The organism is Pseudoalteromonas sp. XI10 (assembly GCF_001469895.1).
Classification (GTDB): domain Bacteria; phylum Pseudomonadota; class Gammaproteobacteria; order Enterobacterales; family Alteromonadaceae; genus Pseudoalteromonas.
The window spans coordinates 1-22,185 of record NZ_LOPY01000012.1 but is presented as its reverse complement, the minus strand read 5'-3'; the positions used below and the strand labels follow the sequence as shown (position 1 = coordinate 22,185).

The window sequence follows — 22,185 nt, the reverse complement described above, 5'->3', positions numbered from 1 at the left end:
TTATTCATCAATACCTAAAAGCTGCCCAACCGTCATATTTCTCAATTCTGGGTAGGCGCTAGCAAACTTGCCAATAAAATCTAACCCAGGGTTTCCCCTATAAATTTTAAGCCTGTTCGAAAACGTGTTGAGTTCACTTTGTGATTCAGGTTCTCGGCCCATCACTTTTGTAAAAACATCTCTGTGGCTTTCGCCCGGCTGTTTCATTCTAATAAGCGCATTTAACCCCGCTTCAATATAGGTTCTGTCGTTTTCTATTTTCTTAGGCATCGCCATTTTCTGCATCATAAGTTTTTAGCCATTATATATGGAAATAATTTTTAATCAAAAAAGATTAAAAATAGCTTTACATTAAATCAAAAATGATTAAACTGTAGTTGTCTTAAGTCAAAGATGATTAAACAACAAGGATTAACATGAAAACTTCTACAAAAATCAAATTCGCAAAACTTTGGGCTGCTGAACGTGATATCTGTGATCAGATTAATGATGCGTATAAAAAAATTGAAACAGCTGAAGCTTTAGAAAAGCCAACCAAAACCTTGCAGAAAAAGCATGACTCTTTAGTAAGTAAACAAGCAAAGGTTCATAAAAAAATAGAGCTAATGCTTATTAATGGTGAGCTTGGTAAGGATGCACCTAAGCAATGTAGAAGTGAACTAGGTGATTTATATGGTTATGTTGAAGACTGTTTTTATGAAGTGTGGGATGACTATCTTTATTACCTAGAGATTAACGCAGCTTAATAAAAGGGCACAGCGTGGAGCTGTGCCAATAAGACCTTTGGAGTTTATATGAATCGTTTTGACAATCCTGAATATGATGGTGATCAAGTTATGCAAATGATTGCTAATGAATCGCCGTTATTTTCAGAAATATTAAAAGGCTTGGTTAATGATACCGATCCAGAGTATCCGACAAACCAAGCGTGGTTAGGCACTTTAAATTTAAATGGCACTAACACGCAAATTAAATTAGTAGTAACTCAAAAAACAAACAGTTTTATAGATGAAGAATAGCGGGTGTTAAAATGAGTAAAAATTCATATCAAGAACGAGTAAATGAAATTGCCAAGTTTAGCTTAGAGCTTCCTAAAAAGAGGGCGTTTGCTGCAGTCCATGGAAAGCAAGGCAAGCACAGTGTTTATACAATCATGATGCCTCTTGCTGTTTTGGCTGAACTGTTTGAAGCTGATATTGGCTCTGCATTTACTCGAAGCCAGCGACCTGTTAACGGAAAAAGAGCAAAAGGGGTTACAAGTTATATTTTAAACAACAGCACTAATTATGTGATCCCCTCTTTGACTGCAACTATTGAGGACTTCACCCCAAGCAAAGATATTGTTGGTTCGGTGATCTATGACGATGCAGATTTCACTACTAGCCACATAAAGAATGAGGATTTAGAAAACAGTTTCGGTGATGCTGTTTTTCTGTCTGTTCCTGAAACATCGCGGTGGTGGTTTATAGATGGCCAGCACCGTGCAACAGGAATACAAGGGCTAAAAAGTGCTCTTGGTGCCATGGGGATGGTTATTGATGATATGTTTCAATATGACACTGTAGCTATTATGGTTCGCCTTGATAGCGGCTTGGAAGATAGGCAGCACCAGTTCAGTATAATCAATAGCAATATGGTTAAGCCTAATGCAAATTTGAATTCACTATATAGAAAGAAAGAAAGAACCGGCGCTGTTATCAATTCAACCATTAGGAGGTATTTTAAATTAAGTGATTTAGAGTTTGATAAGTCGAGTTGTTCTGGCAAAAACCCAAAACGTTTTGCATATAAACATTTAGTAGATGCATCACTTGATATGCTTAATTGCAAAATCGATGATGATATTAGTGAAGATGATATTTCAAATCTTGATGAAATGTGGAAAGTGTTTACAAGCCTTAGTGTATGGCAGGATTTTTATATTAAAACCGCGCAAAATTTAAGAGAGCAAACAATTGCGCCTCATGCTGTGTTTATAGCTGGCTATGCCCAATCATTAAAGAAAATTAAATCCGACAATGTGAGTTTCGATTCAATTTTTAAAGTATTCAATCAAAAACTGGACTATTCCCGTGCGGCGGATTGTTGGCAAGGCGTTTGTGTTTTTGATGGTAAATTAGTTAAAAATTCTAAAACGGTAAGTGCAACAGCTGAATATATTTATTCAATAGTTTCATGCCATCCAACATACAAAAGACAGCAAACAAAAGCAGCTGCTTGAAATGGTCTTGAATATATTATGAGTACAGAAGGGCCATTAGTAGATGCATCAAACATTAGGCGCGGCGTGCAATTTGGTGTAGTAGTCATTGGTGAATATCCAGACCATGAATGGCATGAGCGGTACCTATGTAAATTGCCGTCTGATACGAGTGATGAATCGATCCTGCTCGCTGTAGCAGCTCGCACCCCACGATTAACCAGAGGGGCCAAACTGGTTGTTACGGCATATGGTAAAAGGCTTAAAAAAGATAATGTATATATATGGACTTGCTGTAAGAAAATTAAACATGGTGAAGCTAAGCAACTTGCTGATTTAAAGCTTATGCCATATTTAGATTTATCTGAGATTAAAAGCTAGTCACTATATTTGGCTTTTAATCTCTCTTTTATTTCACTAATACTTAATCCGTTTTCGTACAATCCCCGTTCGCGGGCTTGGCATATTAGTTCATCACGGCGATCGAGCCATTTTATTAATGCGGTGCTGCTTACACCTAAGCGCCTCGCAATTTCACTTTTAAATACATCTTGGCTTAACCAAAAAAGTATTTGGTTTTCGTTTGTATCAAGTTTGCTTTTAATAATCGCGCCTTTAGCCCGTCCTGCAGGTAAGCCCTGTTCTTGGCGGCGCTTAGCTGCTGCTTTTGCTTTTCGGCTGCGTTGTTTGCTGAAGTCTTGAGCGGCAAAAGCTTGCCCTATTTGTATAAAGAATTGGCCAATGTCGTTTTTATGGCTGGGTGTGAGGGTGTCACCAGTTAAGCAAAAATGCAGCTCTGCCCCGGCATTTATAATCCGGGTGGTCACTTCCATTATATCGCTGATTGAATCTCGGCCTAGTCGTTCAATGTCATTAACTAATACGCGATCACCTGGCGCAAGACGCTCGATTAAATCAACAAGGCCGCGCTGGGCTTTGTCGGTTTGTGAACCGCTCAGTGTGTATTCATACCATTTGTATATAAATAGCCCGTGTTGCTCAGCGTAACGGGTGATTTTATCGCGCTGGCCTTTCGAGTCCTGTTTATGGCCATCGCTAATGCGTATGTATGCGTAATTCTTTGCCAATCCGTGCCTTTCAACTTTAGGGTTGTTTTAGTATCGCTAGAGTTTACATAGTGGGCTGATATCAAAGCGAATTTAATAAACTCTAGGGTAAACCCTAAAGTGTATTCAGTGTCAAATTAAAGATGGCAAGTAAATTGCTAAAGAAGGGGGTTAACTACTATTAAGGAAATATATACATGACATTATCAGCACTTTTACTAAGCACTCTTTCAACTGGCGCATTACCAGTGGCAAATATTGATACGCGCAAACTTCAAGGTTCTGGCGGTATCGTGATTATGCCACCTAAAAAAGAAACCTTACAAGGTTCTGGCGGCATTGTGATCATGCCCCCAAAGAAAAAAGAAAACTAAAATTGATTCGTCAGTGAAAGCCAGCTTTATAGCTGGTTTTTTTGTGCCCAAAGAGATATTCTAGCCACTCTATCAAAGGAGTGAGCATGTTTGATTACCTCGCTGAATTATATAATGAATTTCTTGTTGTTAGGTCTACACATGAAGTGTTTTCTTGGCAAAGCTTGATCGCTCTGGCGTACTTTATTGCGCTAGTGTTCTCTATATATAGAGCCCACTTCAATAGAGAGTTATTTACCGACTTTCTATCGATAGCGGTAGTGTGTGTAAAGTACTTGCTTACATCGTTATTGATGGAACGTGTATTAGTGTATATTGCCGAGACAGGTAATTGGCATTCGGCGCAAAATGTTTACCTTGCATTATTTGCCGTTAATATACTCAGCATGTATGTCGTTTACTGGTTGCATAAACAGTTAAGTTTTAAGTTTGGCCCGTTGTTTTTTGCTGTCATCAAATTAACGGGATTGGTGGCCACCGCGCATTTTTTACTGTGGTTTAAGGTGGTTGTACTTGATGTGCAAGAAACATATATATTTTTGCATTATATCTATAGTTTCATTGTGTTATGCGCAAGTTCATTGTTGGCAATAGCCATGCTTTTTCCTAATGTTCTTCGTACACGATTCGGGTGTATAATTGGCTTGAGTTTGCCAAGGGGGCGAGAATGACAACAATTTTTATCATTGCTATTGCAGCTGCAGCGTTCCTGCTTATTCTTAGCACGGTTTTTACAATGAAAAACCGTTACTTTGATAAGCAAGTACGTAACTTATCTGAGCAGTATGCTCGTTTGTCTATTGATTTCAAAAATGAAACTAACCCAACCCGCGCTTTTGAGTTACATGCCAAAGCTGAAAAAATTAAAACTGATCTTGAATTAATGATTGGCAAAACAACAACGATGCGTCGTTATGATTTTGAGTTAGCTGATATAGATTTAAGCTCAAAAGAGCCTGAACCTGAATTGAGCTTAGGTGAGCTAATGCGGCAAATTGAAGAAAAGAATGGTAGCCGCGTTATTTACGCTAAGTTTAACCAAGACAAAAAAGACAGCTAAGCGCTGTCTTTTTTGTTTTTAGTCCAGTGTAAATTTAATTCATGTTCTATGCTGGCCGCTTGAATCTTTGCTAGGTTCTCTATGTCATCAGGTGTGTCGGCCTTATTAATAAAACCGCCACCTTTCAATTCAAGTAAGCTTTTAATTAGGCCGTTTTTAATTACGAGCAGATCGTTTCCGTCTATTTGCTTCACTGGGGTACCATATAAAAGTTGATCAAAGCTTATGCCTGTTTCACGGCATGTTTGGTCAATAACTTCATAAGGTAACGACGCCCGATTTATTCTTGCTGTGCAAAAAGAAGTACTCAAACCTAAGTGCCTTTCTAATTCAGCATTGTTATTTAATTGGTAAGCTAAACAAACACGGCGAAACACGTCTTTAACGTGCTGTTGTTGTGCAGTTAGTTGTTTATCTTGCTTTTTAAACATGCGGGTACCTTGTTATTATTGCCGATATAGTAACCGACTTTTTTTGTAATTTCATTCCCTTAAAATCACAAAACTTACATTTTGTAAGTTTTTATTGCATTCGCTGAAATTTATGGTACTTTTTCAGCGGTGATTAAGTCGTTATTCAGGGATAAGTTATGGACAATTCAAGCGCAAAAACAATCGAAAATATAAATGAAGCGCACTCATTGGCGGTGGTTCTGGCTAGAGCAACAGAGGACGATCCGCATTTGCTTTGTGTAGCACAGCGGATCGCCATATTGCTAGGTGACAGCGTTACTCAATTAAATAACGGCCAATCGATTCTCGAAACCAAAGCGGCTTAGTTGCAAGCCAATTAGCCAGTAAATCTGGTGACAGTGTATGTAAATCAATTAGACGCATTTTTTCAATTGCTGTATATTGTGTTTCATGTGACATTTAAAGTTCCTCTTTGGGTGTTGCGTGTTAAGCCGGTGGGGGTCGAAGTTCACCGGCTTTATCTTGCCTTTACTCTTCTTTCTCTAACTTTTCAGCTATCGAGTCATAAATAAAAGCGCTAAAGTTACCGTGATATTTGCCAGCGTCTTTTAGCTTATTAAAGCGTTCTTCTAAGCTTACTGGTAATTTGTTCAATACTTTTGATTTGGTGGTTTTTTCACTAGGCTGTTTGTTCTCACTCAGCGCTGCACCTTTACCAACGTTTGATTCAGTGACTCTACTAAATTTATTGCTCATTTTTCTTACTCTCTAATAAAAGCGTTACTTCTTTTGCTAATGCTTTGATATCTCTTGCAGCATCGCTGTATTTGGTTTTTCGGTGCGCGGTTACGCCCACACCTTCAAAATGGGCGATGTTATGAAATTTGCTTGTTGGTATGCGCGTAGAAAGCATTTTTAAATGAGACATTTCATTCACAAAGCCTTCGAAGTCTTCAAAGTGTTTACGGCTAGGGTGCGTTCGCGTTAAGAACACATGGCCAACTTGTTGTTCGCCTAAATCATTACTTATTTCTACGAGCATATCGTTAAAGCGATTTAACCCTTTAACCTCTTTTATGTCGTCGTTGCTTGGTACCAAAACAACATCGGCCAAGGCGATGGCTACACGGTTTACATCTGAATCGAAGCCGCCGCAGTCAACTACAATCATTTTACCTTGTTCGCTTTGCCTTAGTGTCTTGATCATGCGTGCTTTATCAAGGCCGTGAATAACATTTAGTTTATTACCTGGCTCTCTATATTCATTTAAGAACGAAATACCATCGTGTGCATCTTGGTCAATTATGATGTCCGGTTTCATTATTTCGACTAAATTTAAAGCAGTGGTGGTTTTGCCAACCCCGCCTTTTTGGTGTGCTAGTACTATAATCATGCTCGTTTCCTCTTGTTGGCCTAATTAAAGTAAAACATACTTTTTAAATATGCAAGTAGTATTTAATAAATACTCAATAAATATTTATTAAATACTTTTTTGTGTGGTTTTGGTAGGTAGAGGTATATGGTTATTATTAGTTAATTGGCAAAGTGGGAGGGGGGCCCGCATGGCGGGCTAGTATAGTGAGGGGTTAATCATAATCACCAATTAGCTCTACTTCACATGAATCACGCAAGTCATTAAATGATGGGTTTTCATCGTCGTACATACAGTTAAAACTGTTTTGATTACACGCGACTTGGTCAAAGCTATCGATTATTTCTTGTTTATCATCTTGGTAAAGATTGTCAGTGATCGACAAAATTGCTTCACGCAATCTAGTTAAATCATCGGTCATATTTCGGCGCATGCCGTCAACGCTAACTTTCATCAGTGGTCTTCTCGAATGATATTTCTGTTACTTTAAAACGGCCTCTACCAGGTGTTTCTCTTGGGTAGAACAAAGAACAAGGTTCGCCAACTTCATCAATTCCAACCCCCCAAAAAGCATAAGTATGCCGAATGCCGGTGATTTTAATATCACCACATTCAAAATCGAGCACTTTTTGCGCTTCTTCGGTGGTTACGTGCCCACGTAAGTACTCATGGGTTTTATCTTCCCAGTACAGCGATATGTAATCACCATGTTTTGTTTTTTGTCCCATAACGATACCCATCTTTTAACTTAAAGGTTGTGATTAACGGGGATCATGTCTTTATCGTGTACCACCCCATCTTGCAGTTCGTTAACGGTAAATAACCAATCTTTTGCATATTCTATGGTTTCATCGGCCATTCTTAACCCGCCTTTGGGGGCTGCGCAAAGTTGTGCGCCTGTTTCTGGGTCAAATGTAACTAAGCCACCACGCCCACTTTGGTGTAGGTATAACAATGATCTGCTTTCAAATATGCTGCCGTCTGGTCGTTCCATTTTTGTTTTTTGCGGCCAAATTATTAAGTGATCTTTGCCTTTGTGGTATAGGCCCGCGCCTGTGTTATGTTCTAGCTCTGCTTTTTGCTGGCGTATTTTGTTAATGCATTCGTTATAACGCTGCTCATGGTGGGCAATCGTTTTGCGGTATTCTTTAGCTTCAAGCATTAATTTTTTATTACGCGATTGGGCTTTTACGTTAGCCTCTTTAGTGCGCTTTATTTGTTCTTTTAGCTTTTCTGGGTTGAGTTGCTTTAGTTCACGAACGGCTTGCTGAGTAGCTTCTAATTGCTGCTTTAGCGTTGTTATTTGATTAAGTTGCGCTGTTGTCGCCTTTGCGAGTGTTTGTGCATCTTCAATCGCTTTAGCAGCTTTTTTTAAATCTTCTGTTTGCTGCGCTAGGCTTTCTTGCTGAGAGGCAACAAGTCGCTTTTCTGCTTCAAGTTGAGATTTTAGTATCTGGATTTCATCAGCTGTGTTTTGTTTATAAAGCTCATGGATTGTTTGTTGTTCTTCACTTTCTGCTTGCTCTTGGTTGTAAGCATGGATAAATGCAGTTAATAAATCAGATGAATGCACTTGAGTTAGTATGTCTGTGATCTGGTCGTGACTTGGTTGCTCGTTTGTCATGTTATTTCTCGTTTAATGCGTTGTGGCCCATGGCCATAAGTACGTTTTTTTGAATTGTGCCAAATTGGCAAGGCTGACCAATTAGGTGTGGGTTAAACTCAATGAGGCACATTGGTTTGTTGAGTTCTGCCGGTTCTTCTTTACCAGTTCGTGAATTGATAAAGCGAATACCACCACTGCGCCATTTTAATTTTGGCTTGCCTTTATTAGGCCCGCTTTTATACACGCCCTGTTCTTCGTAGTAGCCAACAATGTCTATAATTTTGCTAGCTCTGTCGTGCGGCCACCATTCGGTACGATTGTCGCGCGGCACGAGTAAGGTGCTTAATACACCTTTATTTTGCTGCTCTACGCTTTTGTCTACCCATGGCAGAATGTTGCTATAGGGTGGGTTTATCCAAACAGCGGGCGTTTCTTCAAATGGGATAATGTCTGCAGACCAATCTATCTTTAATGCATTGCGCTGCTTTGTGTAAAAGTGATCACATAAAGCCGATTGCTTTGTTGCTGCAGCATCAAGTACATAGTTGTATTGGCTGTTAAATGCAGCAAAGAGCCACAAAGGTGTGCGGGTTGTATCGCGATGCCGTTTGGTGCTTTTGCTAGCATGGTTGTTGATTGACGCCATTATGCTACCTCTACGCGTCGAGCTACACGAACATGAGTACGAACTAAACGAACGGGGCGCATGGCTTTTGTGTCGCTAATGTGGCTTGCTCCTAACACAGCCAAGCAAAGGCATAATGTGCGAGTGCCCAATAACCCTAACTGCCAAGCACGGTGCATTAAATGAGCAAGGGTTTTAGCCCCAACCTTTGCTTGCATGAACCGCAGCTGCACACCTAACTCGGTTTGGTTATAACCAAGGGAACTACCAATTTCATAATTGGTTTTGCCCTCGGCCAGTTGGTTTAATATCGTTTTTTCATGCTCGTTTAACATGGCGGCTATCCTTGTTGTGTTATTGCTACTACGTTTAAATCACCAATCGCAATGGCGGTGTTTTGTAACGCAAGCTGTGTATCTTCTGCATCGTGCTGTATAGCAAGTGCATGCATAATAATTTGCTCAACGATTTCGGGTGTAACACTCCCTTCACTTAAGCGAATGATCGCCTCTGCGTTGTTCTTCATTGAAAGAAGGCGCCCACCTTCGCGATTCAGTGACTTTAAAGTGTTTCTTTGTGCTTGCGCGAGTGTAGTCATTTGGTAGTCCTTCGTTGTGTGTATATTTTCGGTTTGATCACGTTTTGTGGTTTTTGTTGGCGAAAAAAAGCCATTACAGCTTTTTATCAGCCCATTGCCAGTGACCAATGTACTTCCCGATAATGTCGAGGTTTTGTAATTGGCTTTCTGTCATTGGTTGGTCGCTGTAATCTTTTTTGTTGTGAGTAAATAGGGTGAAACCGCCGCCTATCTCGCCGCGAATACCTCGCAATACAACCCCTGAATCATCTTGAATCGCATAGATGCCAGGTTGTTTTGATACACGCGTAACACCTGTATCAATGAACACGGTTTCGCCTTTGTTAAAGGCATCTGTCATGGCGTCATCTGTCACTGTTACTTCACGCAAATTATGTTCTGAAATATTAAGAGACTTTAACGTTTTACGATTAATTGCCACTTCACTTGTATCGTTCACTGCATAGTGAGGCGAACTGCCATCGATGTTTGCGTTCAGGCCAAGCACGTATTCAAGTGATACATCAAACGCTCTGGCAATTTCTTTTAGTAGCTCGCCACTGGGCGTACGTAGTCCCGTTTCATAATTAGACCAAGCAGTCGGGCTTAACCCAACTTTCTTTGCAGCTTCGCGCTGTAACAGTTTTTTACTGGTTCTTAGCTCTTTAAGTCGCTCAGTAATTGTTGCTGGGCCTTGTTCATTCACTGTAAGAGTCTTCATAGGCTGCTCATGTTAACCGTGTATTTTTAAGATGGTAACACAAAATGTGTTAATTGCTAGCTGCAAACCCACAAAAAGCATGCTATAAGTATTTTTAAATACCACGATACGTGTTATTGTCTAATAAAAATCACATAAGGTGTTTTTATGACATTTGCAGAGTGGGTAAATACAAAGTTTGGCGGTTCATCAAAGGATGCGGCTGCACATTTAGGTTTGCTGCACCGAACCGTTTATAGCTATTACGCCCTTGAGCGATTCCCACGCCCAACACAGTGCCAAATTATCTTGTTAAAGAGTGAAAACAAGATTGATTTGGAAAAGTGGCAACAAGCGTTTTCGAATAAGAAAAACAAAAAGGTGAGCTCATGATTATTGTTTTGTTTGCAGGTACTCCAGAAGCGCTAAGAGCTGTGTACGGGCACGTAAGTGCTCAGCACAAAGGGCTGCTTGATTATGTGAATTTGGGCACGACTGATAGCGAAAAAGTACGCCTTAATCATGCGGCTAATACAGGCTGCATGTTTACCGAACACCGCGTAACGCTCGTTTTCAACCCACAAAATGCAGAAGAATTAAAGCTGCTTAGAGCACGTAAAGCGATTATTTGCCATCAGTATGGGAGCAATTTATCGCGCCCAATTTATAACGATGTTAGCTGTGCCCGGGGGGATTTTTATTTTACAGATAAGGTCGTTAATAAGTGTTTACCTGGCCACGTTCTAACGCCTGATGAATTACTTAGCGAGTGCCGAATAAAGCACCGAAATAATCGCGTAAGTGCGAAAAAGAGTAAGTGATTATGGTTGGTTCGGTGCGCAGTAAGACACAAGAACGAGAGCTTGATGCTTATTTAGAGTTGTGGGCCCGTTGGGTGCATTCGGGCGCCGTTCGTCGTAGCACATCAATTATGCAAATTATTATGGAGCAGGGCAGTTTTGCCCGTGGCTGTTCAGGCAGCAGGGCATTAGTGACCGACTGCGTTGAGCTAACAATTGAGTCAGCGCTTTCGCGGTTAAAAGAAAAAAACAAGAACGCTGTGCTTGTGTGTCGCTATGAATACGGCGCATTGCTCATAAAGAACTTACCAGTAGATGCGAAACGAGTTGATAGAGCGCTAAGGCTTGGTATGAGTTTAAGAACTTATAACCGACGCTTAGCTGAGGCCCGTGAGTGGTTAACGGGGTGTTTAATTGCCAGTGGAGATATGAAATGAAAGAACAATTTTTAGAGCCTTTACACAAAAACTATACACCGTATTCAGGTTGGAAACGCCCTTCGCGACAAATCCTAACAAAAGCTGATCCTGCGAAGGTTCGCCGCCGCCGCGTTCATGAAGATATGAAAGCTTTAAAAGAAATCGAACAGCAATACACGTTTTAGTTATCCACAAATTTTCTTAATAAGGTGTGATTAAATAATGAGCCATTACCGCGCTAACCTCACAGACAACCTAATAAAACAGCAAGTTAGCGCTGGGTTTAATCGGTTTCGTGATCCGCGCTATCCGCTTGTGCTAAGAATGCATGCATCACGTAAAACAGGCTCATGGTTTTTAGTCGACTTTAAATCAGGCAATTGGCATAAAGTTGGAGTATGGCCTTTATTCAACTGTAAAAAAATGCTTGAGCTAGTGCCAGATTTAATGACGAAGCATCAATTAGATTTACCCGTTATTACCAATCAATTTGAAACAGTTAGCGAATTATTAGCATGGTTTTCGAGTCGTCAAGAAGCAGATAAAACAATATCTGAAAAACGCCGTATTAATATAAAGTCGACGATAGAAACCCACTTAATACCAAAGTTAGGTCAGTGCGAATTAGCCACGTTCTCTAATGTTGAATGTGAAAACCACTTGATTTGGCCAATGCAAAATGATGATTATGCATTGAGCTCTATTCGCCATCATTTTCAACTACTAAAACGCGCCTTTGATCAAGCAGAAAAAACCGAGTTAATAGAGCGCAACCCATTAAAAGACACAACGTTTAAATCATTCATTCAAACAGCAATCAAGCCAAAAAAAGCCCGCTTGTCGATTGGTAACGAGCCAGAACTTGCGTTGTCATTATTAAAGCCTAATACCATGGCCGAAATGATGTGCTGGTTTATGTTGTTGCATGGTACCCGCATAGGTGAAACCCGCCAGTTAAAGTGGGAGTTCATAGATACGACCCATAACTTGATCACTTTACCAGAAGAAATAACCAAAACGACTGAGCATGTCATACCACTCACTGATCACGCGCTTAAAACGTTAATCGATTGGCATAAGAGAAGCCTAAAAACCAACCGTAGTAAATACATTTTTCCAGCCAAAAAGCGCGGGCCAATCTCTGAAAGTGATGCAAGCAAGCTAGTAAACCAAGTGAGCAATAAGAAGTGGAGCGCCCACGATTTGAGAAAGTTTTGCCGTGGTCGCTGGTTGATTATTGGTATCGATTCAGTGGTGGCTGAACTGCTATTAAATCACAAATTAACAGACCTGCAGCAAACGTACTTGCAAGAAGATCCAACACCTATAAAAAGAGAAGCTTTGGCGCGCTGGGCTGACCATTTACATGCAGTGAAAACGGAATGTGAAACCAAGACAGAGACAAGATCATACGATTTTAACGCGCTTAATTAATCCGTTGTGTGGTGTGGGTTAGGGCGCATTTGGGGCAATTTACAGGAAGGAAGACGTTATATGAAATTAAGCAAGCTAACGGTAGCCATTAAACAGGTGCTTAAACGACCTTTGTTTGAGGAAGAAAAGTCTATTTATTTTCATCAACAATTGGACTTTGAAATGCAGGTCGTTAAGTCGGCTAGGAAGTTTGGTAGAACAGCACACACCTTAGCCGATTTAGAGGAAAGGCGTCGAATGATCACCTTTATGTCGTTTGGGGTACCGCTTAAGTGGTTGGGAGAATGCAGCGCATGATTAATTTATTTAAAAGAGCTTTTAACTTTTTGACGGCATCAAAAGCCAATAATGCCGATTTAGCTAAGCATGTAAATCTTTATGATGGATATAAAATTATTAGAGCAGAACTTGATTTAGTCAGTTCAATATCATTAATCAAGTACACCAAATTAAAAAAATCAAATTTAATAAAACGCACTCCTCCTTTTTATGTAATGAGCATGGAAAAGTTCCTTTCAGCGGCAATTATTTTGAACCACCCGCTTGGACAAAAAGATGAGCTTTTGGCCTCGCTTAAACTTTTTGAAATTGCGAACGGATTAATGGAGCTTATTTCAGCTGAGACTCAGTTACCCACTTCTCTTGATTACTCAGTTTTAGAGGGTGAAATTAAAAAACGGAGAAACGCATCATGATCTCATTTACCCCAATAGAGCTAATGGCCGCTATTTCTGTTTTAGCGCTTATTTGCCTTGCAGCAGTTGTGATCGCGTTCTCACTTGGCCGTGACTCAGTAAATATTGACCTTGAAGTTAAGCGCCGCGTTATACAGCCAAACTTACAGTTTGTTGGTTATCAGCCAAGAGCAACAACCCCGCCGCCAATGATGGCCCCACCAAGAAAAGTTTAAGAGAGCAGAGGTATAACATGGCAACAGGATTAGTATCACCTGGCGATAAGTTCAATAACTGGACTGTGGTTAAACAGGGCGAAAAAGATAAACAAGGCGGTCAGCAATTTTATTGCGAGTGTGTTTGCGGTACCAAGCGATTAGTTCGCAAGTGCAACTTAGGCAATGTAAAAGGCTGTGGCTGTGATCGTAAAGCGTATGTACCGAGCGGCAAGTACGCCAAAAAGCAGGTGCGGAAACCGCTATCTATAAAACCAAAAGAGAAGCCAGAAAAGTTACCAAAGCCTCAAAAAGAAGTGGTGGCCACGGCCAAAAACATACAAAGAGGTTTAACACTCAGAGAAGAACTTGAACTCAAGTTAGATGCTCAGAGGTTAAGAAAAGAATTACGCGACCCTTGGGGTGAGTAATGAGCAGTTCCCCAAAACGCCGTAAACATAACTGGTTTGCAATGAATAAAACTAACGAGGTTTCTATGAACACAGATGAAATTAAATTACTAAAAAAACACATCACCGTAGAGCAAGACAGAATGCAAAGGTGTGGTTCAACTGGCCTTGCTGAACTGTGGGGTAATGCGCTTAAGCTTATTGAACAGCTAGAAACCCAAGCCCAGCCGCGTAATACACCAATTTTAATGAGTGCGACTAATCCGAACGGGTGGAAGTTAGAAGACATTGCACTGCAGTTGGCCAGTGAAATGGTTGAAAAAGATATGAGAATTCAAGCCGATAAACGCCCGCAAGTCATGATAGCGAGCAAGAACAATAAAGAAATAATCGATTTGTTCCACGATGTGCATGTTAAGCAGTTGTTGAATGTAGCGCTATTTTCGGAGCTTGGCCCAGACCAAGGGCCAACGGGTAAACCGCGTGCGGGTGCTGGCCATGAATAACGACGACACTATTTTAAAGCCGACTGATATTGCATTAGGTCTAGGTGTGTTGGTTTTATGCGCCCTTGTTGTGGTTGGTTCTGCCTACGGCCTTAGTTGGCTTATTGATTTACTAGAGCTTGAGCGGTCATGAACAGTTCACCAGAAGCCAAGCGAGCAGCAGCGCGAGATAGAAAACGCAAGCAACGCGCTAAGGCTCAGAACTTAGGGGTTAAAGAGGTTTCGGTAAAGCTATCTGAATCGGAGCGTGAAGTACTCGACAACCTTTGCCAGGTACGTGCGGGTAAAGGTAATGATCCTTACACGCGCGATGAATACATTTCGACATTAATACGTCGAGATAACGAGCGCTTAACCGAGCAGTTAAAGCGCCCTTGCAGTAAATGTAATTTACCACTCACGCAATCATGCGGTGGTGTTTATAAAGGTTCGCCAGATTGCGCAGTATCAATACTAGGTAATCCGCTGAGACTGTGACAGGTCACACTAAATTAAATTGAAGGGGTATGTTATGGCTATTAAAGCTACAGAAGTTAATCGCGATGAAAATGGTTGGTGGGTTCACCCTGACTTGCCCGAGTGGGGGGAAGGTGTTGCCGAGGCAGAGATTGCCGCATGGTTTAAATCAAACGGTATTACGCATTTCATTGATAGTTTTGAACACAGTGCTTCAGATGAACTAAACGACAAATGGTTTGACGGGGGGATTTGTGATTGTTCTGATTGGCTACCGTCATGTGACGCACCAGATTCTTTCTTGCTATCAATCCATGATACTGACGATGGGCCAATTGCGCTTTTTGCTGTACCAATCCAAACCAAATTGATAGCGGCTAAATCAGGCGCGCAATTAATTTTTGACGAACGTACCCGCCAATTGGAAGTTGAAGGTTATACATCGGAACATGATGATAATTACAAAAAAGGTACCTTAGTAATGGCTGCAATTACTTATGCAACTGCAGCAACAAGTTCACCTTTTTTAAGAAATCAGTTTAGAACTTGCGTAGAAGTAAATAAACCATTGAGACACTGGCCTTGGGAAATGTCTTATTTAAAGTTGGGCAGTGATGATGATCACAGTTCTCGCATCAGAGAGCTAACAAAAGCTGGCGCTTTAATTGCCGCTGAAATTGATAAGTTGCAACGTGAAGCAAATTAATTATTGGGAATAAATGCTATGGCTAATATTAATTATGACGTAACAGCTTGGGGTGAAGTTAAAGCTGACATCTACGCTGACGATCAGCACGAGAAGTTTATAGAAATGAGCTGTCAAGGTGATATGGAATCAACGGCTGAAAAAGAAGTACACATTTGTTCTTCTCGTTGGCCTGTAGGTACAAAGATAAAAATTGAAACCCCTCTTTGCCCTACATGCGAGACTGACGCGGAACTGCAAGACGAAAATGGCAACTGTGAGTGTGGTTTTGATTGGAAAATATGGGCCGAGGAACAGTATGGTTAATTGGAATTCGGGCATGAAACTGAAAGATGTGCTTATTATTGGGGTGTTGGCTGCATCTATTAGTGCAGCAATAATTGGGTTTAGAAGTTTAGATGCGACTACAACAATGATTGATGTTATCCACATCCAAAAGGAACGTTTGTCAATAGTCGGAAGGAATGAACTCTACAACCAGACACTAGATGCCTTGATTGCGCAACCACCGATAAGTGTTGGTGACTATTACGACCTAGTAGCCATATACGAGTCGGAAATGACTAAGCATAAAACTGAAATTCTAGATAAGGGGTAAATACAAATTATGTCACTGACAGTAAAAGATCTGATTAAAGAGTTAAAGAAGATGCCTCAGAGCGCACAAGTTGGCTTCGCTTTGCATGACTACGATACTGGCGATTCAGAAAATGTAAATAGCGTTACTGTAGTCAATGATGAAGATTGCACTAATGATACAGGTAAAGCAATGCATCGCGTTGTTTTGAACACGTAACAGGGTATTGGAATACAAATTAATGGAAAATAAAGACCTTTTCGAACAATGGCTTATTTGCCAATTTGGTGAGGGTATCAAATCTAGGATAGCTCTATTTGATATTAAAGAGGGCTATGCTGACGAAACCATAAATACATTGTGGATTGGCTTTTCTGCAGGTGTTGAATTATCCACTAACTTATAGGTGTTATAGATATGGCTGGTAGAACACTTAACCAATATAAAGAGCAAGACTTAGAAGCATTAAAGGGCCTTAAAGGCAGCGCAGGGCTTACTGGGTTGTTTGGTATTTCACGGGTGCAGCGTAGCTTAAGGATAGGTTACAATCGCGCCGCACATTTAGTTGACTTAGGTATAGATCTAGGTATTTTAGTGCGAGACGTTAAAGAGCAGCACTTAGTTAAATTCGCAGAGAAAAATTCGCTGTAAGCTAGTTTTTATAGTTGGCTTAAGGCGAGCGTTTCGGGTTGGGTGCGCCAAAGATACCATCGTAGGTATGACCTCTAATGAGGGCGAATATTCCGTGAGGATATTAAACCGATGACTGATAGGAAAGACTATCAACTAATTTAATGCTATTGGTTAATGCGGTTAAATGGAGTTGTGTTAAGCGTAAGATAAAAGCCATTTGGCTTGTCAGTGATAACGCAAAAGTGTGGTTTTATGATAAAAATTCACAAAATGTGGTTTACAGCTTTGGCATAAAAATGTATTGTTCTTGCCAAGGTGGTAAAGCTGTATACAAAGCCTCCTAGATAATAACTGAAAGATACCCGATACTTATGCACGTTACTTGCTAAGCCCAACCCTAACCGGTTGGGCTTTTTTTGTGCCTGAACGTAGGCCCGCCATGATGAATTTAATTGAACAATTAAAACGCCACGCGGGTTTTTATGAGTGCGTGTGGCATTCAAACTCAAAGTGTTTGATTGGTTACGGCCACGACTTAAATGCAGAGCCATTACCTGACTATTTGCACCGCGATTTTGACAATAACCCAATCACCGAAGATGAAGCCGAACAGCTGCTTGCATCAGACTTAATGAATTTACGCGATCTGGTATATCAGTGTTTAGACCTCAATCAATTTAATTATGTGCGCCAGCAAACAATTTTAAGCATTGCTTATTGGCTTACGTTCCCGCGCTTTTGTCGTGAAGAAAACTTAATTACCGCGTTCAAACAAAACAATTTTGAAGCAGCAGCGTCAATTGTTCTGACATTCAAACCTGAATTTAGAGCAGAAGAATTAGCTAAACAAATTTTAACAGGTGAATACTAATGAGTTTTGCAACAACGTTTATAAGCGGCGCAGGTTACAACCTTTTATTAGCTTTAATTGCTTTTGTTTTATTCCATGTTGCAGTTAGGTTTATCAATAACCGCAACGGTTACACGCTTGATAAGTTAATTCAGGATTGCCGCAATGATAAAAACTATATGGCTTTATCTGTGCTGTTTGGTATGTACGCTATTGCCGCTGCACTCTTATTCGGCTCAGTTATCTCTTGATTGTCGATTTGATAAAGAGATAGAAAGCGCTGTTAAACGTTTTAGCCCTGGTCGTGATCCTGACCTTTTAAAAGCCCAGTTGTGGCAAGAGTCTCGTTTCCGTGTAGATGCAGTAAGCCCCGTGGGCGCACAGGGAGTGGCCCAATTTATGCCCGCTACTTGGCAAGAGCAAACCGCTAAATTAGGAATAGCCGGTTCGCCGTTTAATGCTGAGTTGTCGATATTAGTTGCAGCACGTTATATGCAGCAACAGTATTCTTTCTGGTCATCCCCAAGGCCAGAATATGACAGAGAAAACCTAGCGCTTTGTAATTATAACGCTGGCGCAGGTAACTGTTTAAAGGCGCAAAAGCTTAGTGGTGGTGAAACTCTTTACCCTCACATCATTCAGTATTTACCACAAGTCACTGGCCATCACTCGCGCGAAACGATTGAGTACGTGCAGCACATAAGACGGTACCAGTTACAAATAAAAGCGAGGTTCGCATGTTTCTAAATAAATCATCACTCATGATTGCAGTAGCGCTGGCCGCAACAGCTGGCGCAGTTGTTCTGGTCAATAAGTACGACACTGCAGTTGATACAATCGAAAATCTAACAGGCGCCAACGAACGCTTGCAAAAACAAGTAAGTGTTTACGAAGCTGAGTTGTATCAAAGCGAGCAAGATAAACGTGCCTTGCGCTCTGATCTTAAGCAGCAAGAGCAAATGTTTAATGATTATCTTGCTGATTTTAGTGATGTGAAAGAACAACAAACCGTTGTGCAAACTAAGCTAAAAGAGGTCTTTATTAATGAGCCAGCTAATCAAGATTGGGGTAACACTAAGTTACCTCTTAACATTAAGCGCGTGTTCGATGACGCCACCCGAACCACAGGTGATCACGATAACGAAACAAGTGCCGGTGCTGCCACCGTTGCACCTCCTTAATGACTGCACTGCAAGTCAATCACCAGTTAATACCAACCGCGAACTGCTAACTTTCGCAGTTAAAGCCCACAACACCAACGTGCTTTGTAACCTAGACAAAGCTGCACTAAGACAATGGCGAGCCAAGCATGAGCACAGCAAACAATAATAATGACTCTAACTTTGAAAAGATTGCGCTCTTTGTGCTTGGTTCTGTGATTGTTAGTGTTCTTTGTTGGGTTGCTTTGACAGTGAACCAAAACCAACTGCAGTACGCCCGCATTGAGGAACGTTTAGCTAATCAGTCAGTAATACTTGAAGACCTACAGAAGAAGTTTAATGACTCTACTATTTGGCAATCTCGTATGGAAACTGACTTAGCATTAATCAAGCAGCGACTTAGTGCATTAGAGCAAGACAAGAAGTAATTAACACTCCCTTGGTGAACCAACTTAGTAACTTACTGCCCGCCGTCGTGCGAGCGATAGGCTTTAAAGCCACTGACTAACAAAGTACCAAGGGAGTGACCAATTAAATACTTAATGAGTATTTAAAAAGTATTCATCAAATATTTAAGGTGGTTAAGATGCCAGCAGCTATACCAAAGCGTTGTCGCGAACAAGGTTGCGGTAACAAAACAACACAGCGCCACGGTTACTGTGAGGAACATGCACACCTAGCAAGCTGGGGTAAGTATCAGAAGCAGCAGCAGCGCCAAGGCAAGCGTGTATATCAAACAAAGGAATACAAGCACACACGCGAGATAGTTAAAACAAAAGCTAGATGTTTGTGCATGAACTGTCTTACTCAGCCAAAACCAATTGTTAAATCTGGTTCTGTCTGTGAGCACATTGTACCGGTTGCAAAAGGTGGTACCGAAGAGCTATCAAACCTTTCTTGGTTCTGTGAATCGTGTGCAAATTTCAAAACTGGATGGGAAAAGAACAAAACAGTTAAAGCGATACTCGAAAAATACGGGCATACCGCAATAAATCTGAATTCTTAGATGGGTAGGGGGGTCAAAATTGTTCAGCAAACCCCCTATTCTAAGTACCGCCATCCAGTCAAATTTTTATACGCAAATAATAAGAATTGGAATTTGATCAACCTGTGATCATATCTCGATCATTTAATTTACTTTTGTTGCAGGTGAAAAATGGCAGGAAGTAGAGCGCCAGGCGGTGGAAATATTAAAGGCGGTTTGTCTGTTGGTGACACTTCGATTACCCGAAAACCCAACTGCCCTAAAGAACTGCTTTTAGATAATCATGCGATTGACGCCTGGCATTCAAACCTCGGGATTATGTTTGAAAGAAAATCATTTGCTTCAGAGGATATCCCGCATCTAATAAATTACTGCAATGCGATCAGTAAAATTATTAAGCTGGAAGCACAGTTCGCAGACTTAAAGAACTTAACTGATGTGACGAGTGCGGGAAGCTTAAAACTTCATCCTTACGTAACAGCGCATAATATTTTCACTAACCAATCTTTAAAATTGGCCAGCCAATTGGGATTAACACCAATGGCCCGCGCCCGAATGCTGAGCGGTGGCAAAGACAAAGGCGAAGAAGATGACGAGGATGATTTCAAAGAGTATTAAAATATGGCCACTTTCCCTAACGTTAATGCGGCAAACAAATACGCCCGTGACGTTGTGGCGGGAAAAATACCAAATTGCCGTGAAGTAATACTTGCATGCCAGCGTCATCTAGACGAACTCGCAAAAGAAAAAGACCCTAATTTTAAATTTCGGTTTGACAAAGCAAAGGCAGAACGCATTTGCTCATTCATTCAGAAAATGCCTCACACTAAAGGTGAATGGGCGAGAAAAAAACTAAAAATATCACTTGAGCCATGGCAGTTGTTTTTCTTTGCTGTGTCATTTGGTTGGGTGGTAAAGAAAACGGGTAAGCGCCGTTTTCGCGAGGTGATGCTTAAGGTACCTCGTAAAAATGGCAAGTCGATTATTGCCGCAGGTGTCGGTATATATGGTATTTGTGCCGATGAAGAATACGGCAGTGAAGTTTATTGCGGTGCTACAAATGAAAAGCAAGCTTGGGAGGTTTTTAAGCCAGCAAGGCTAATGGCCATAAAGTTACCGAAACTGCGAAAGCGATTTGGTTTGCAACTTCATGCAAAGAAATTAACCCGCAGTGATGGTTCAGTATTCGAGCCTGTGATCGGTCAACCTGGCGATGGTAGTTCACCGCACATTGCAATCGTGGATGAATACCACGAACACAACACAAGCGAGCAGTACGATACATTCGATACTGGTATGGGTTCGCGTGAACAGCCAATGACATTGGTTATCACCACAGCCGGTACTAATTTAATGAGTCCGTGTTTCGATTTAGAGTTGCGAGTTAAAGCAATGCTAAACGGTACGCAAGACGATCACTTGTTTGGTTTGCTGTATGGAATCGACGAGGGCGATGATTGGACTGATCCAGCAATTTTAAAAAAAGCTAACCCTAATTACGGCATTAGCGTTAAGGCCGATTTCTTATTGGCCCAGCAACAAAAAGCAATAAACAGTCCTAACTTTACTAACACCTTTAAAACGAAGCATTTAAACATGTGGGCCAGTGCTAAATCGGCCTATTTCAACATGGAAAGGTGGAAGGAGTGCGAAGACAAAGACCTTAGTATTGATTTTTTCCGTGGGGTTGATTGTGTTCAAGCGCTCGACTTGGCTCGCAAAATAGATATGAACTCGAAGGTTCGTCTATTTTGGAAAGAAATTAACGGTAAAACTCATTGGTATTGTATTGCCCCGCAATTTTGGGTGCCATATGAGCAGGTGTTTAACAACGAAAATAAACAACTCGAAGAATTGTTCCAGCGCTTTCTAAATCAAGGTTACTTAAGCGTAACAGATGGCGCCGAAATAGATTATCGGCAAATTAAAGATGATGTGATTGCAAGTCATTTAGAAACCCCGTGTATATCAGTACCACTTGATCCGCATGGTGCAACTAACTTAAGCCACCATCTTGCAGATGAAGGTTTAGAAGTTGTGACTATCATGCAGAATTTCACAAACCTTTCAGACCCAATGAAAGAATTGGAAGCGGCGATTAACTCAGGTCGTTTTCACCATGACGGCAACCCAATTCTAACTTGGCATATATCAAATGTTATAGGTAAGCATTACCAAGGTAATGATGATGTGGTTAAGCCAGTAAAACAAAAAGATATTAATAAAATAGATGGTGCAGTAGCGCTCATCATGGCTATTGGTGAGGCCATGCTACAAATCAAATCACCAGACTCTAAAAAAGAATCAATCTACAAGGGCGGTAAAGTCGGATGCTAAATATTAAAAGAAAAGCGCAATTTTTCATT

General features: G+C 40.9%; 46 protein-coding genes. 33 read left to right on the top strand and 13 right to left on the bottom strand.

Features of this window, described 5'->3' with window-relative positions:
- Positions 1-288 (bottom strand): hypothetical protein, encoded by a 288-nt coding sequence (locus AUR67_RS02925; RefSeq protein ID WP_058584055.1) that lies wholly within the window; start codon positions 286-288, stop codon positions 1-3.
- A 128-nt stretch (positions 289-416) separates the two neighbouring features.
- Here AUR67_RS02925 and AUR67_RS02920 point away from each other — a divergent pair, with 128 nt between their 5' ends.
- Genes AUR67_RS02920 through AUR67_RS02905 form a run of 4 tightly spaced genes read left to right on the top strand, consistent with a single transcriptional unit; the run spans position 417 to position 2,581 of the window.
- Positions 417-746, top strand: a complete 330-nt coding sequence (locus AUR67_RS02920) for a hypothetical protein (protein WP_058584054.1) — start codon at positions 417-419, stop codon at positions 744-746.
- Positions 747-794: 48 nt separating this feature from the next.
- Complete coding sequence (locus AUR67_RS02915; RefSeq protein ID WP_058584053.1) at positions 795-1,019, top strand: hypothetical protein; 225 nt, start codon at positions 795-797, stop codon at positions 1,017-1,019.
- A gap of 11 nt (positions 1,020-1,030) precedes the next feature.
- The gene (locus tag AUR67_RS02910) at positions 1,031-2,221 is read left to right on the top strand and encodes a DNA sulfur modification protein DndB (protein ID WP_058584052.1); all 1,191 of its coding nucleotides are present in this window, start codon (positions 1,031-1,033) and stop codon (positions 2,219-2,221) included.
- 18 nt (positions 2,222-2,239) lie between these two features.
- The gene (locus AUR67_RS02905; protein WP_058584051.1) at positions 2,240-2,581 is read left to right on the top strand and encodes a hypothetical protein; all 342 of its coding nucleotides are present in this window, start codon (positions 2,240-2,242) and stop codon (positions 2,579-2,581) included.
- Here the strand turns inward: AUR67_RS02905 and AUR67_RS02900 are convergent.
- On the bottom strand, positions 2,578-3,288 hold the full coding sequence (locus tag AUR67_RS02900; RefSeq protein ID WP_058584050.1) for a recombinase family protein: 711 nt from the start codon (positions 3,286-3,288) through the stop codon (positions 2,578-2,580). The genes AUR67_RS02905 and AUR67_RS02900 overlap by 4 nt on opposite strands.
- Before the next feature lie 176 nt (positions 3,289-3,464).
- Here AUR67_RS02900 and AUR67_RS21130 point away from each other — a divergent pair, with 176 nt between their 5' ends.
- The 3 genes from AUR67_RS21130 (at position 3,465) to AUR67_RS02890 (ending at position 4,701) form a co-directional block, all read left to right on the top strand.
- The gene (locus tag AUR67_RS21130; protein WP_156426451.1) at positions 3,465-3,641 is read left to right on the top strand and encodes a hypothetical protein; all 177 of its coding nucleotides are present in this window, start codon (positions 3,465-3,467) and stop codon (positions 3,639-3,641) included.
- An 86-nt stretch (positions 3,642-3,727) separates the two neighbouring features.
- Positions 3,728-4,312: a hypothetical protein gene (locus AUR67_RS02895; protein ID WP_058584049.1), complete on the top strand. Its 585-nt coding sequence runs from the start codon at positions 3,728-3,730 to the stop codon at positions 4,310-4,312.
- Positions 4,309-4,701, top strand: coding sequence for a hypothetical protein (locus AUR67_RS02890; RefSeq protein ID WP_058584048.1), 393 nt, complete (start codon positions 4,309-4,311; stop codon positions 4,699-4,701). Before AUR67_RS02895 ends, AUR67_RS02890 begins: the two co-directional genes overlap by 4 nt.
- Here the strand turns inward: AUR67_RS02890 and AUR67_RS02885 are convergent.
- The 11 genes from AUR67_RS02885 to AUR67_RS02840 form a co-directional block, all read right to left on the bottom strand.
- Positions 4,698-5,132, bottom strand: a complete 435-nt coding sequence (locus tag AUR67_RS02885) for a helix-turn-helix domain-containing protein (RefSeq protein ID WP_058584047.1) — start codon at positions 5,130-5,132, stop codon at positions 4,698-4,700. The genes AUR67_RS02890 and AUR67_RS02885 overlap by 4 nt on opposite strands.
- Before the next feature lie 297 nt (positions 5,133-5,429).
- Entirely contained in the window at positions 5,430-5,573 is a 144-nt protein-coding gene (locus AUR67_RS21230; RefSeq protein WP_201024569.1) for a hypothetical protein, read from the bottom strand.
- A 69-nt stretch (positions 5,574-5,642) separates the two neighbouring features.
- Entirely contained in the window at positions 5,643-5,870 is a 228-nt protein-coding gene (locus tag AUR67_RS02880) for a hypothetical protein (RefSeq protein ID WP_058584046.1), read from the bottom strand.
- Positions 5,860-6,507, bottom strand: coding sequence for a ParA family protein (locus tag AUR67_RS02875; protein ID WP_058584045.1), 648 nt, complete (start codon positions 6,505-6,507; stop codon positions 5,860-5,862). The genes AUR67_RS02880 and AUR67_RS02875 overlap by 11 nt, the downstream gene beginning before the upstream one ends.
- 193 nt (positions 6,508-6,700) lie before the next feature.
- Positions 6,701-6,940 carry a hypothetical protein gene (locus AUR67_RS02870; RefSeq protein WP_058584044.1) on the bottom strand — a complete coding sequence of 80 codons (240 nt, stop codon included), beginning with the start codon at positions 6,938-6,940 and terminating at the stop codon, positions 6,701-6,703.
- The gene (locus tag AUR67_RS02865; RefSeq protein WP_152996467.1) at positions 6,930-7,214 is read right to left on the bottom strand and encodes a hypothetical protein; all 285 of its coding nucleotides are present in this window, start codon (positions 7,212-7,214) and stop codon (positions 6,930-6,932) included. The genes AUR67_RS02870 and AUR67_RS02865 overlap by 11 nt, the downstream gene beginning before the upstream one ends.
- Positions 7,215-7,234: 20 nt before the next feature.
- Entirely contained in the window at positions 7,235-8,110 is an 876-nt protein-coding gene (locus AUR67_RS02860) for a hypothetical protein (RefSeq protein ID WP_058584042.1), read from the bottom strand.
- Position 8,111: 1 nt separating this feature from the next.
- The gene (locus AUR67_RS02855; protein WP_058584041.1) at positions 8,112-8,738 is read right to left on the bottom strand and encodes a DNA N-6-adenine-methyltransferase; all 627 of its coding nucleotides are present in this window, start codon (positions 8,736-8,738) and stop codon (positions 8,112-8,114) included.
- The gene (locus tag AUR67_RS02850) at positions 8,738-9,052 is read right to left on the bottom strand and encodes a LuxR C-terminal-related transcriptional regulator (RefSeq protein WP_058584040.1); all 315 of its coding nucleotides are present in this window, start codon (positions 9,050-9,052) and stop codon (positions 8,738-8,740) included. Before AUR67_RS02850 ends, AUR67_RS02855 begins: the two co-directional genes overlap by 1 nt.
- 5 nt (positions 9,053-9,057) lie before the next feature.
- A complete protein-coding gene (locus tag AUR67_RS02845; RefSeq protein WP_058584039.1) occupies positions 9,058-9,315 on the bottom strand; it encodes a hypothetical protein in 258 nt (85 codons plus the stop codon).
- Between the two features lie 73 nt (positions 9,316-9,388).
- A complete protein-coding gene (locus tag AUR67_RS02840) occupies positions 9,389-10,015 on the bottom strand; it encodes an XRE family transcriptional regulator (RefSeq protein ID WP_058584038.1) in 627 nt (208 codons plus the stop codon).
- A 147-nt stretch (positions 10,016-10,162) separates the two neighbouring features.
- On the opposite strand from AUR67_RS02840, the gene AUR67_RS02835 reads away from it, so the two are divergent.
- The 26 genes from AUR67_RS02835 to AUR67_RS02720 all read left to right on the top strand — a co-directional run bounded on the left by AUR67_RS02835 (position 10,163) and on the right by AUR67_RS02720 (position 22,156).
- Entirely contained in the window at positions 10,163-10,387 is a 225-nt protein-coding gene (locus tag AUR67_RS02835; protein WP_058584037.1) for a hypothetical protein, read from the top strand.
- Positions 10,384-10,815: a hypothetical protein gene (locus AUR67_RS02830; protein WP_058584036.1), complete on the top strand. Its 432-nt coding sequence runs from the start codon at positions 10,384-10,386 to the stop codon at positions 10,813-10,815. Before AUR67_RS02835 ends, AUR67_RS02830 begins: the two co-directional genes overlap by 4 nt.
- 2 nt (positions 10,816-10,817) lie before the next feature.
- Complete coding sequence (locus AUR67_RS02825; RefSeq protein ID WP_058584035.1) at positions 10,818-11,231, top strand: hypothetical protein; 414 nt, start codon at positions 10,818-10,820, stop codon at positions 11,229-11,231.
- Entirely contained in the window at positions 11,228-11,398 is a 171-nt protein-coding gene (locus AUR67_RS21125; protein ID WP_161936925.1) for a hypothetical protein, read from the top strand. Before AUR67_RS02825 ends, AUR67_RS21125 begins: the two co-directional genes overlap by 4 nt.
- A 37-nt stretch (positions 11,399-11,435) precedes the next feature.
- The gene (locus AUR67_RS02820) at positions 11,436-12,647 is read left to right on the top strand and encodes a tyrosine-type recombinase/integrase (protein WP_058584034.1); all 1,212 of its coding nucleotides are present in this window, start codon (positions 11,436-11,438) and stop codon (positions 12,645-12,647) included.
- Positions 12,648-12,707: 60 nt separating this feature from the next.
- Complete coding sequence (locus tag AUR67_RS02815; protein WP_058584033.1) at positions 12,708-12,944, top strand: hypothetical protein; 237 nt, start codon at positions 12,708-12,710, stop codon at positions 12,942-12,944.
- Positions 12,941-13,342, top strand: a complete 402-nt coding sequence (locus AUR67_RS02810; protein WP_161936924.1) for a hypothetical protein — start codon at positions 12,941-12,943, stop codon at positions 13,340-13,342. The genes AUR67_RS02815 and AUR67_RS02810 overlap by 4 nt, the downstream gene beginning before the upstream one ends.
- Positions 13,339-13,557: a hypothetical protein gene (locus tag AUR67_RS02805; protein WP_058584031.1), complete on the top strand. Its 219-nt coding sequence runs from the start codon at positions 13,339-13,341 to the stop codon at positions 13,555-13,557. The genes AUR67_RS02810 and AUR67_RS02805 overlap by 4 nt, the downstream gene beginning before the upstream one ends.
- 17 nt (positions 13,558-13,574) lie before the next feature.
- On the top strand, positions 13,575-13,967 hold the full coding sequence (locus tag AUR67_RS02800) for a hypothetical protein (RefSeq protein WP_058584030.1): 393 nt from the start codon (positions 13,575-13,577) through the stop codon (positions 13,965-13,967).
- Positions 13,967-14,452 (top strand): hypothetical protein, encoded by a 486-nt coding sequence (locus tag AUR67_RS02795; protein WP_058584029.1) that lies wholly within the window; start codon positions 13,967-13,969, stop codon positions 14,450-14,452. The genes AUR67_RS02800 and AUR67_RS02795 overlap by 1 nt, the downstream gene beginning before the upstream one ends.
- Positions 14,445-14,585: a hypothetical protein gene (locus AUR67_RS21120; protein WP_161936923.1), complete on the top strand. Its 141-nt coding sequence runs from the start codon at positions 14,445-14,447 to the stop codon at positions 14,583-14,585. Before AUR67_RS02795 ends, AUR67_RS21120 begins: the two co-directional genes overlap by 8 nt.
- Positions 14,582-14,929: a hypothetical protein gene (locus AUR67_RS02790; RefSeq protein WP_058584028.1), complete on the top strand. Its 348-nt coding sequence runs from the start codon at positions 14,582-14,584 to the stop codon at positions 14,927-14,929. The genes AUR67_RS21120 and AUR67_RS02790 overlap by 4 nt, the downstream gene beginning before the upstream one ends.
- Before the next feature lie 34 nt (positions 14,930-14,963).
- A complete protein-coding gene (locus AUR67_RS21325; protein WP_235591777.1) occupies positions 14,964-15,614 on the top strand; it encodes a hypothetical protein in 651 nt (216 codons plus the stop codon).
- An 18-nt stretch (positions 15,615-15,632) separates the two neighbouring features.
- Positions 15,633-15,920 carry a hypothetical protein gene (locus AUR67_RS02780; protein WP_058584027.1) on the top strand — a complete coding sequence of 96 codons (288 nt, stop codon included), beginning with the start codon at positions 15,633-15,635 and terminating at the stop codon, positions 15,918-15,920.
- A 13-nt stretch (positions 15,921-15,933) separates the two neighbouring features.
- Positions 15,934-16,212, top strand: coding sequence for a hypothetical protein (locus tag AUR67_RS02775; protein WP_152996466.1), 279 nt, complete (start codon positions 15,934-15,936; stop codon positions 16,210-16,212).
- A 9-nt stretch (positions 16,213-16,221) separates the two neighbouring features.
- Positions 16,222-16,410, top strand: a complete 189-nt coding sequence (locus tag AUR67_RS02770; protein WP_058584025.1) for a hypothetical protein — start codon at positions 16,222-16,224, stop codon at positions 16,408-16,410.
- Between the two features lie 22 nt (positions 16,411-16,432).
- The gene (locus AUR67_RS21115) at positions 16,433-16,597 is read left to right on the top strand and encodes a hypothetical protein (protein WP_161936922.1); all 165 of its coding nucleotides are present in this window, start codon (positions 16,433-16,435) and stop codon (positions 16,595-16,597) included.
- An 11-nt stretch (positions 16,598-16,608) separates the two neighbouring features.
- Entirely contained in the window at positions 16,609-16,842 is a 234-nt protein-coding gene (locus AUR67_RS02765; RefSeq protein ID WP_058584024.1) for a DNA translocase FtsK, read from the top strand.
- Positions 16,843-17,263: 421 nt separating this feature from the next.
- Entirely contained in the window at positions 17,264-17,695 is a 432-nt protein-coding gene (locus tag AUR67_RS02755; RefSeq protein WP_152996465.1) for a glycoside hydrolase family protein, read from the top strand.
- Positions 17,695-17,925, top strand: a complete 231-nt coding sequence (locus AUR67_RS21110; RefSeq protein ID WP_058584021.1) for a hypothetical protein — start codon at positions 17,695-17,697, stop codon at positions 17,923-17,925. The genes AUR67_RS02755 and AUR67_RS21110 overlap by 1 nt, the downstream gene beginning before the upstream one ends.
- On the top strand, positions 17,888-18,421 hold the full coding sequence (locus AUR67_RS20860) for a transglycosylase SLT domain-containing protein (RefSeq protein ID WP_201024568.1): 534 nt from the start codon (positions 17,888-17,890) through the stop codon (positions 18,419-18,421). The genes AUR67_RS21110 and AUR67_RS20860 overlap by 38 nt, the downstream gene beginning before the upstream one ends.
- Positions 18,412-18,855 carry a hypothetical protein gene (locus AUR67_RS02740; protein ID WP_058584020.1) on the top strand — a complete coding sequence of 148 codons (444 nt, stop codon included), beginning with the start codon at positions 18,412-18,414 and terminating at the stop codon, positions 18,853-18,855. Before AUR67_RS20860 ends, AUR67_RS02740 begins: the two co-directional genes overlap by 10 nt.
- 128 nt (positions 18,856-18,983) lie before the next feature.
- Positions 18,984-19,262 carry a hypothetical protein gene (locus tag AUR67_RS02735; protein ID WP_058584019.1) on the top strand — a complete coding sequence of 93 codons (279 nt, stop codon included), beginning with the start codon at positions 18,984-18,986 and terminating at the stop codon, positions 19,260-19,262.
- Between the two features lie 158 nt (positions 19,263-19,420).
- A complete protein-coding gene (locus AUR67_RS02730) occupies positions 19,421-19,840 on the top strand; it encodes an HNH endonuclease (RefSeq protein WP_058584018.1) in 420 nt (139 codons plus the stop codon).
- A 150-nt stretch (positions 19,841-19,990) separates the two neighbouring features.
- Positions 19,991-20,437: a P27 family phage terminase small subunit gene (locus AUR67_RS02725; protein WP_058584017.1), complete on the top strand. Its 447-nt coding sequence runs from the start codon at positions 19,991-19,993 to the stop codon at positions 20,435-20,437.
- A 3-nt stretch (positions 20,438-20,440) separates the two neighbouring features.
- Positions 20,441-22,156: a terminase large subunit gene (locus tag AUR67_RS02720; protein WP_058584016.1), complete on the top strand. Its 1,716-nt coding sequence runs from the start codon at positions 20,441-20,443 to the stop codon at positions 22,154-22,156.
- Positions 22,157-22,185: the final 29 nt, after the last annotated feature.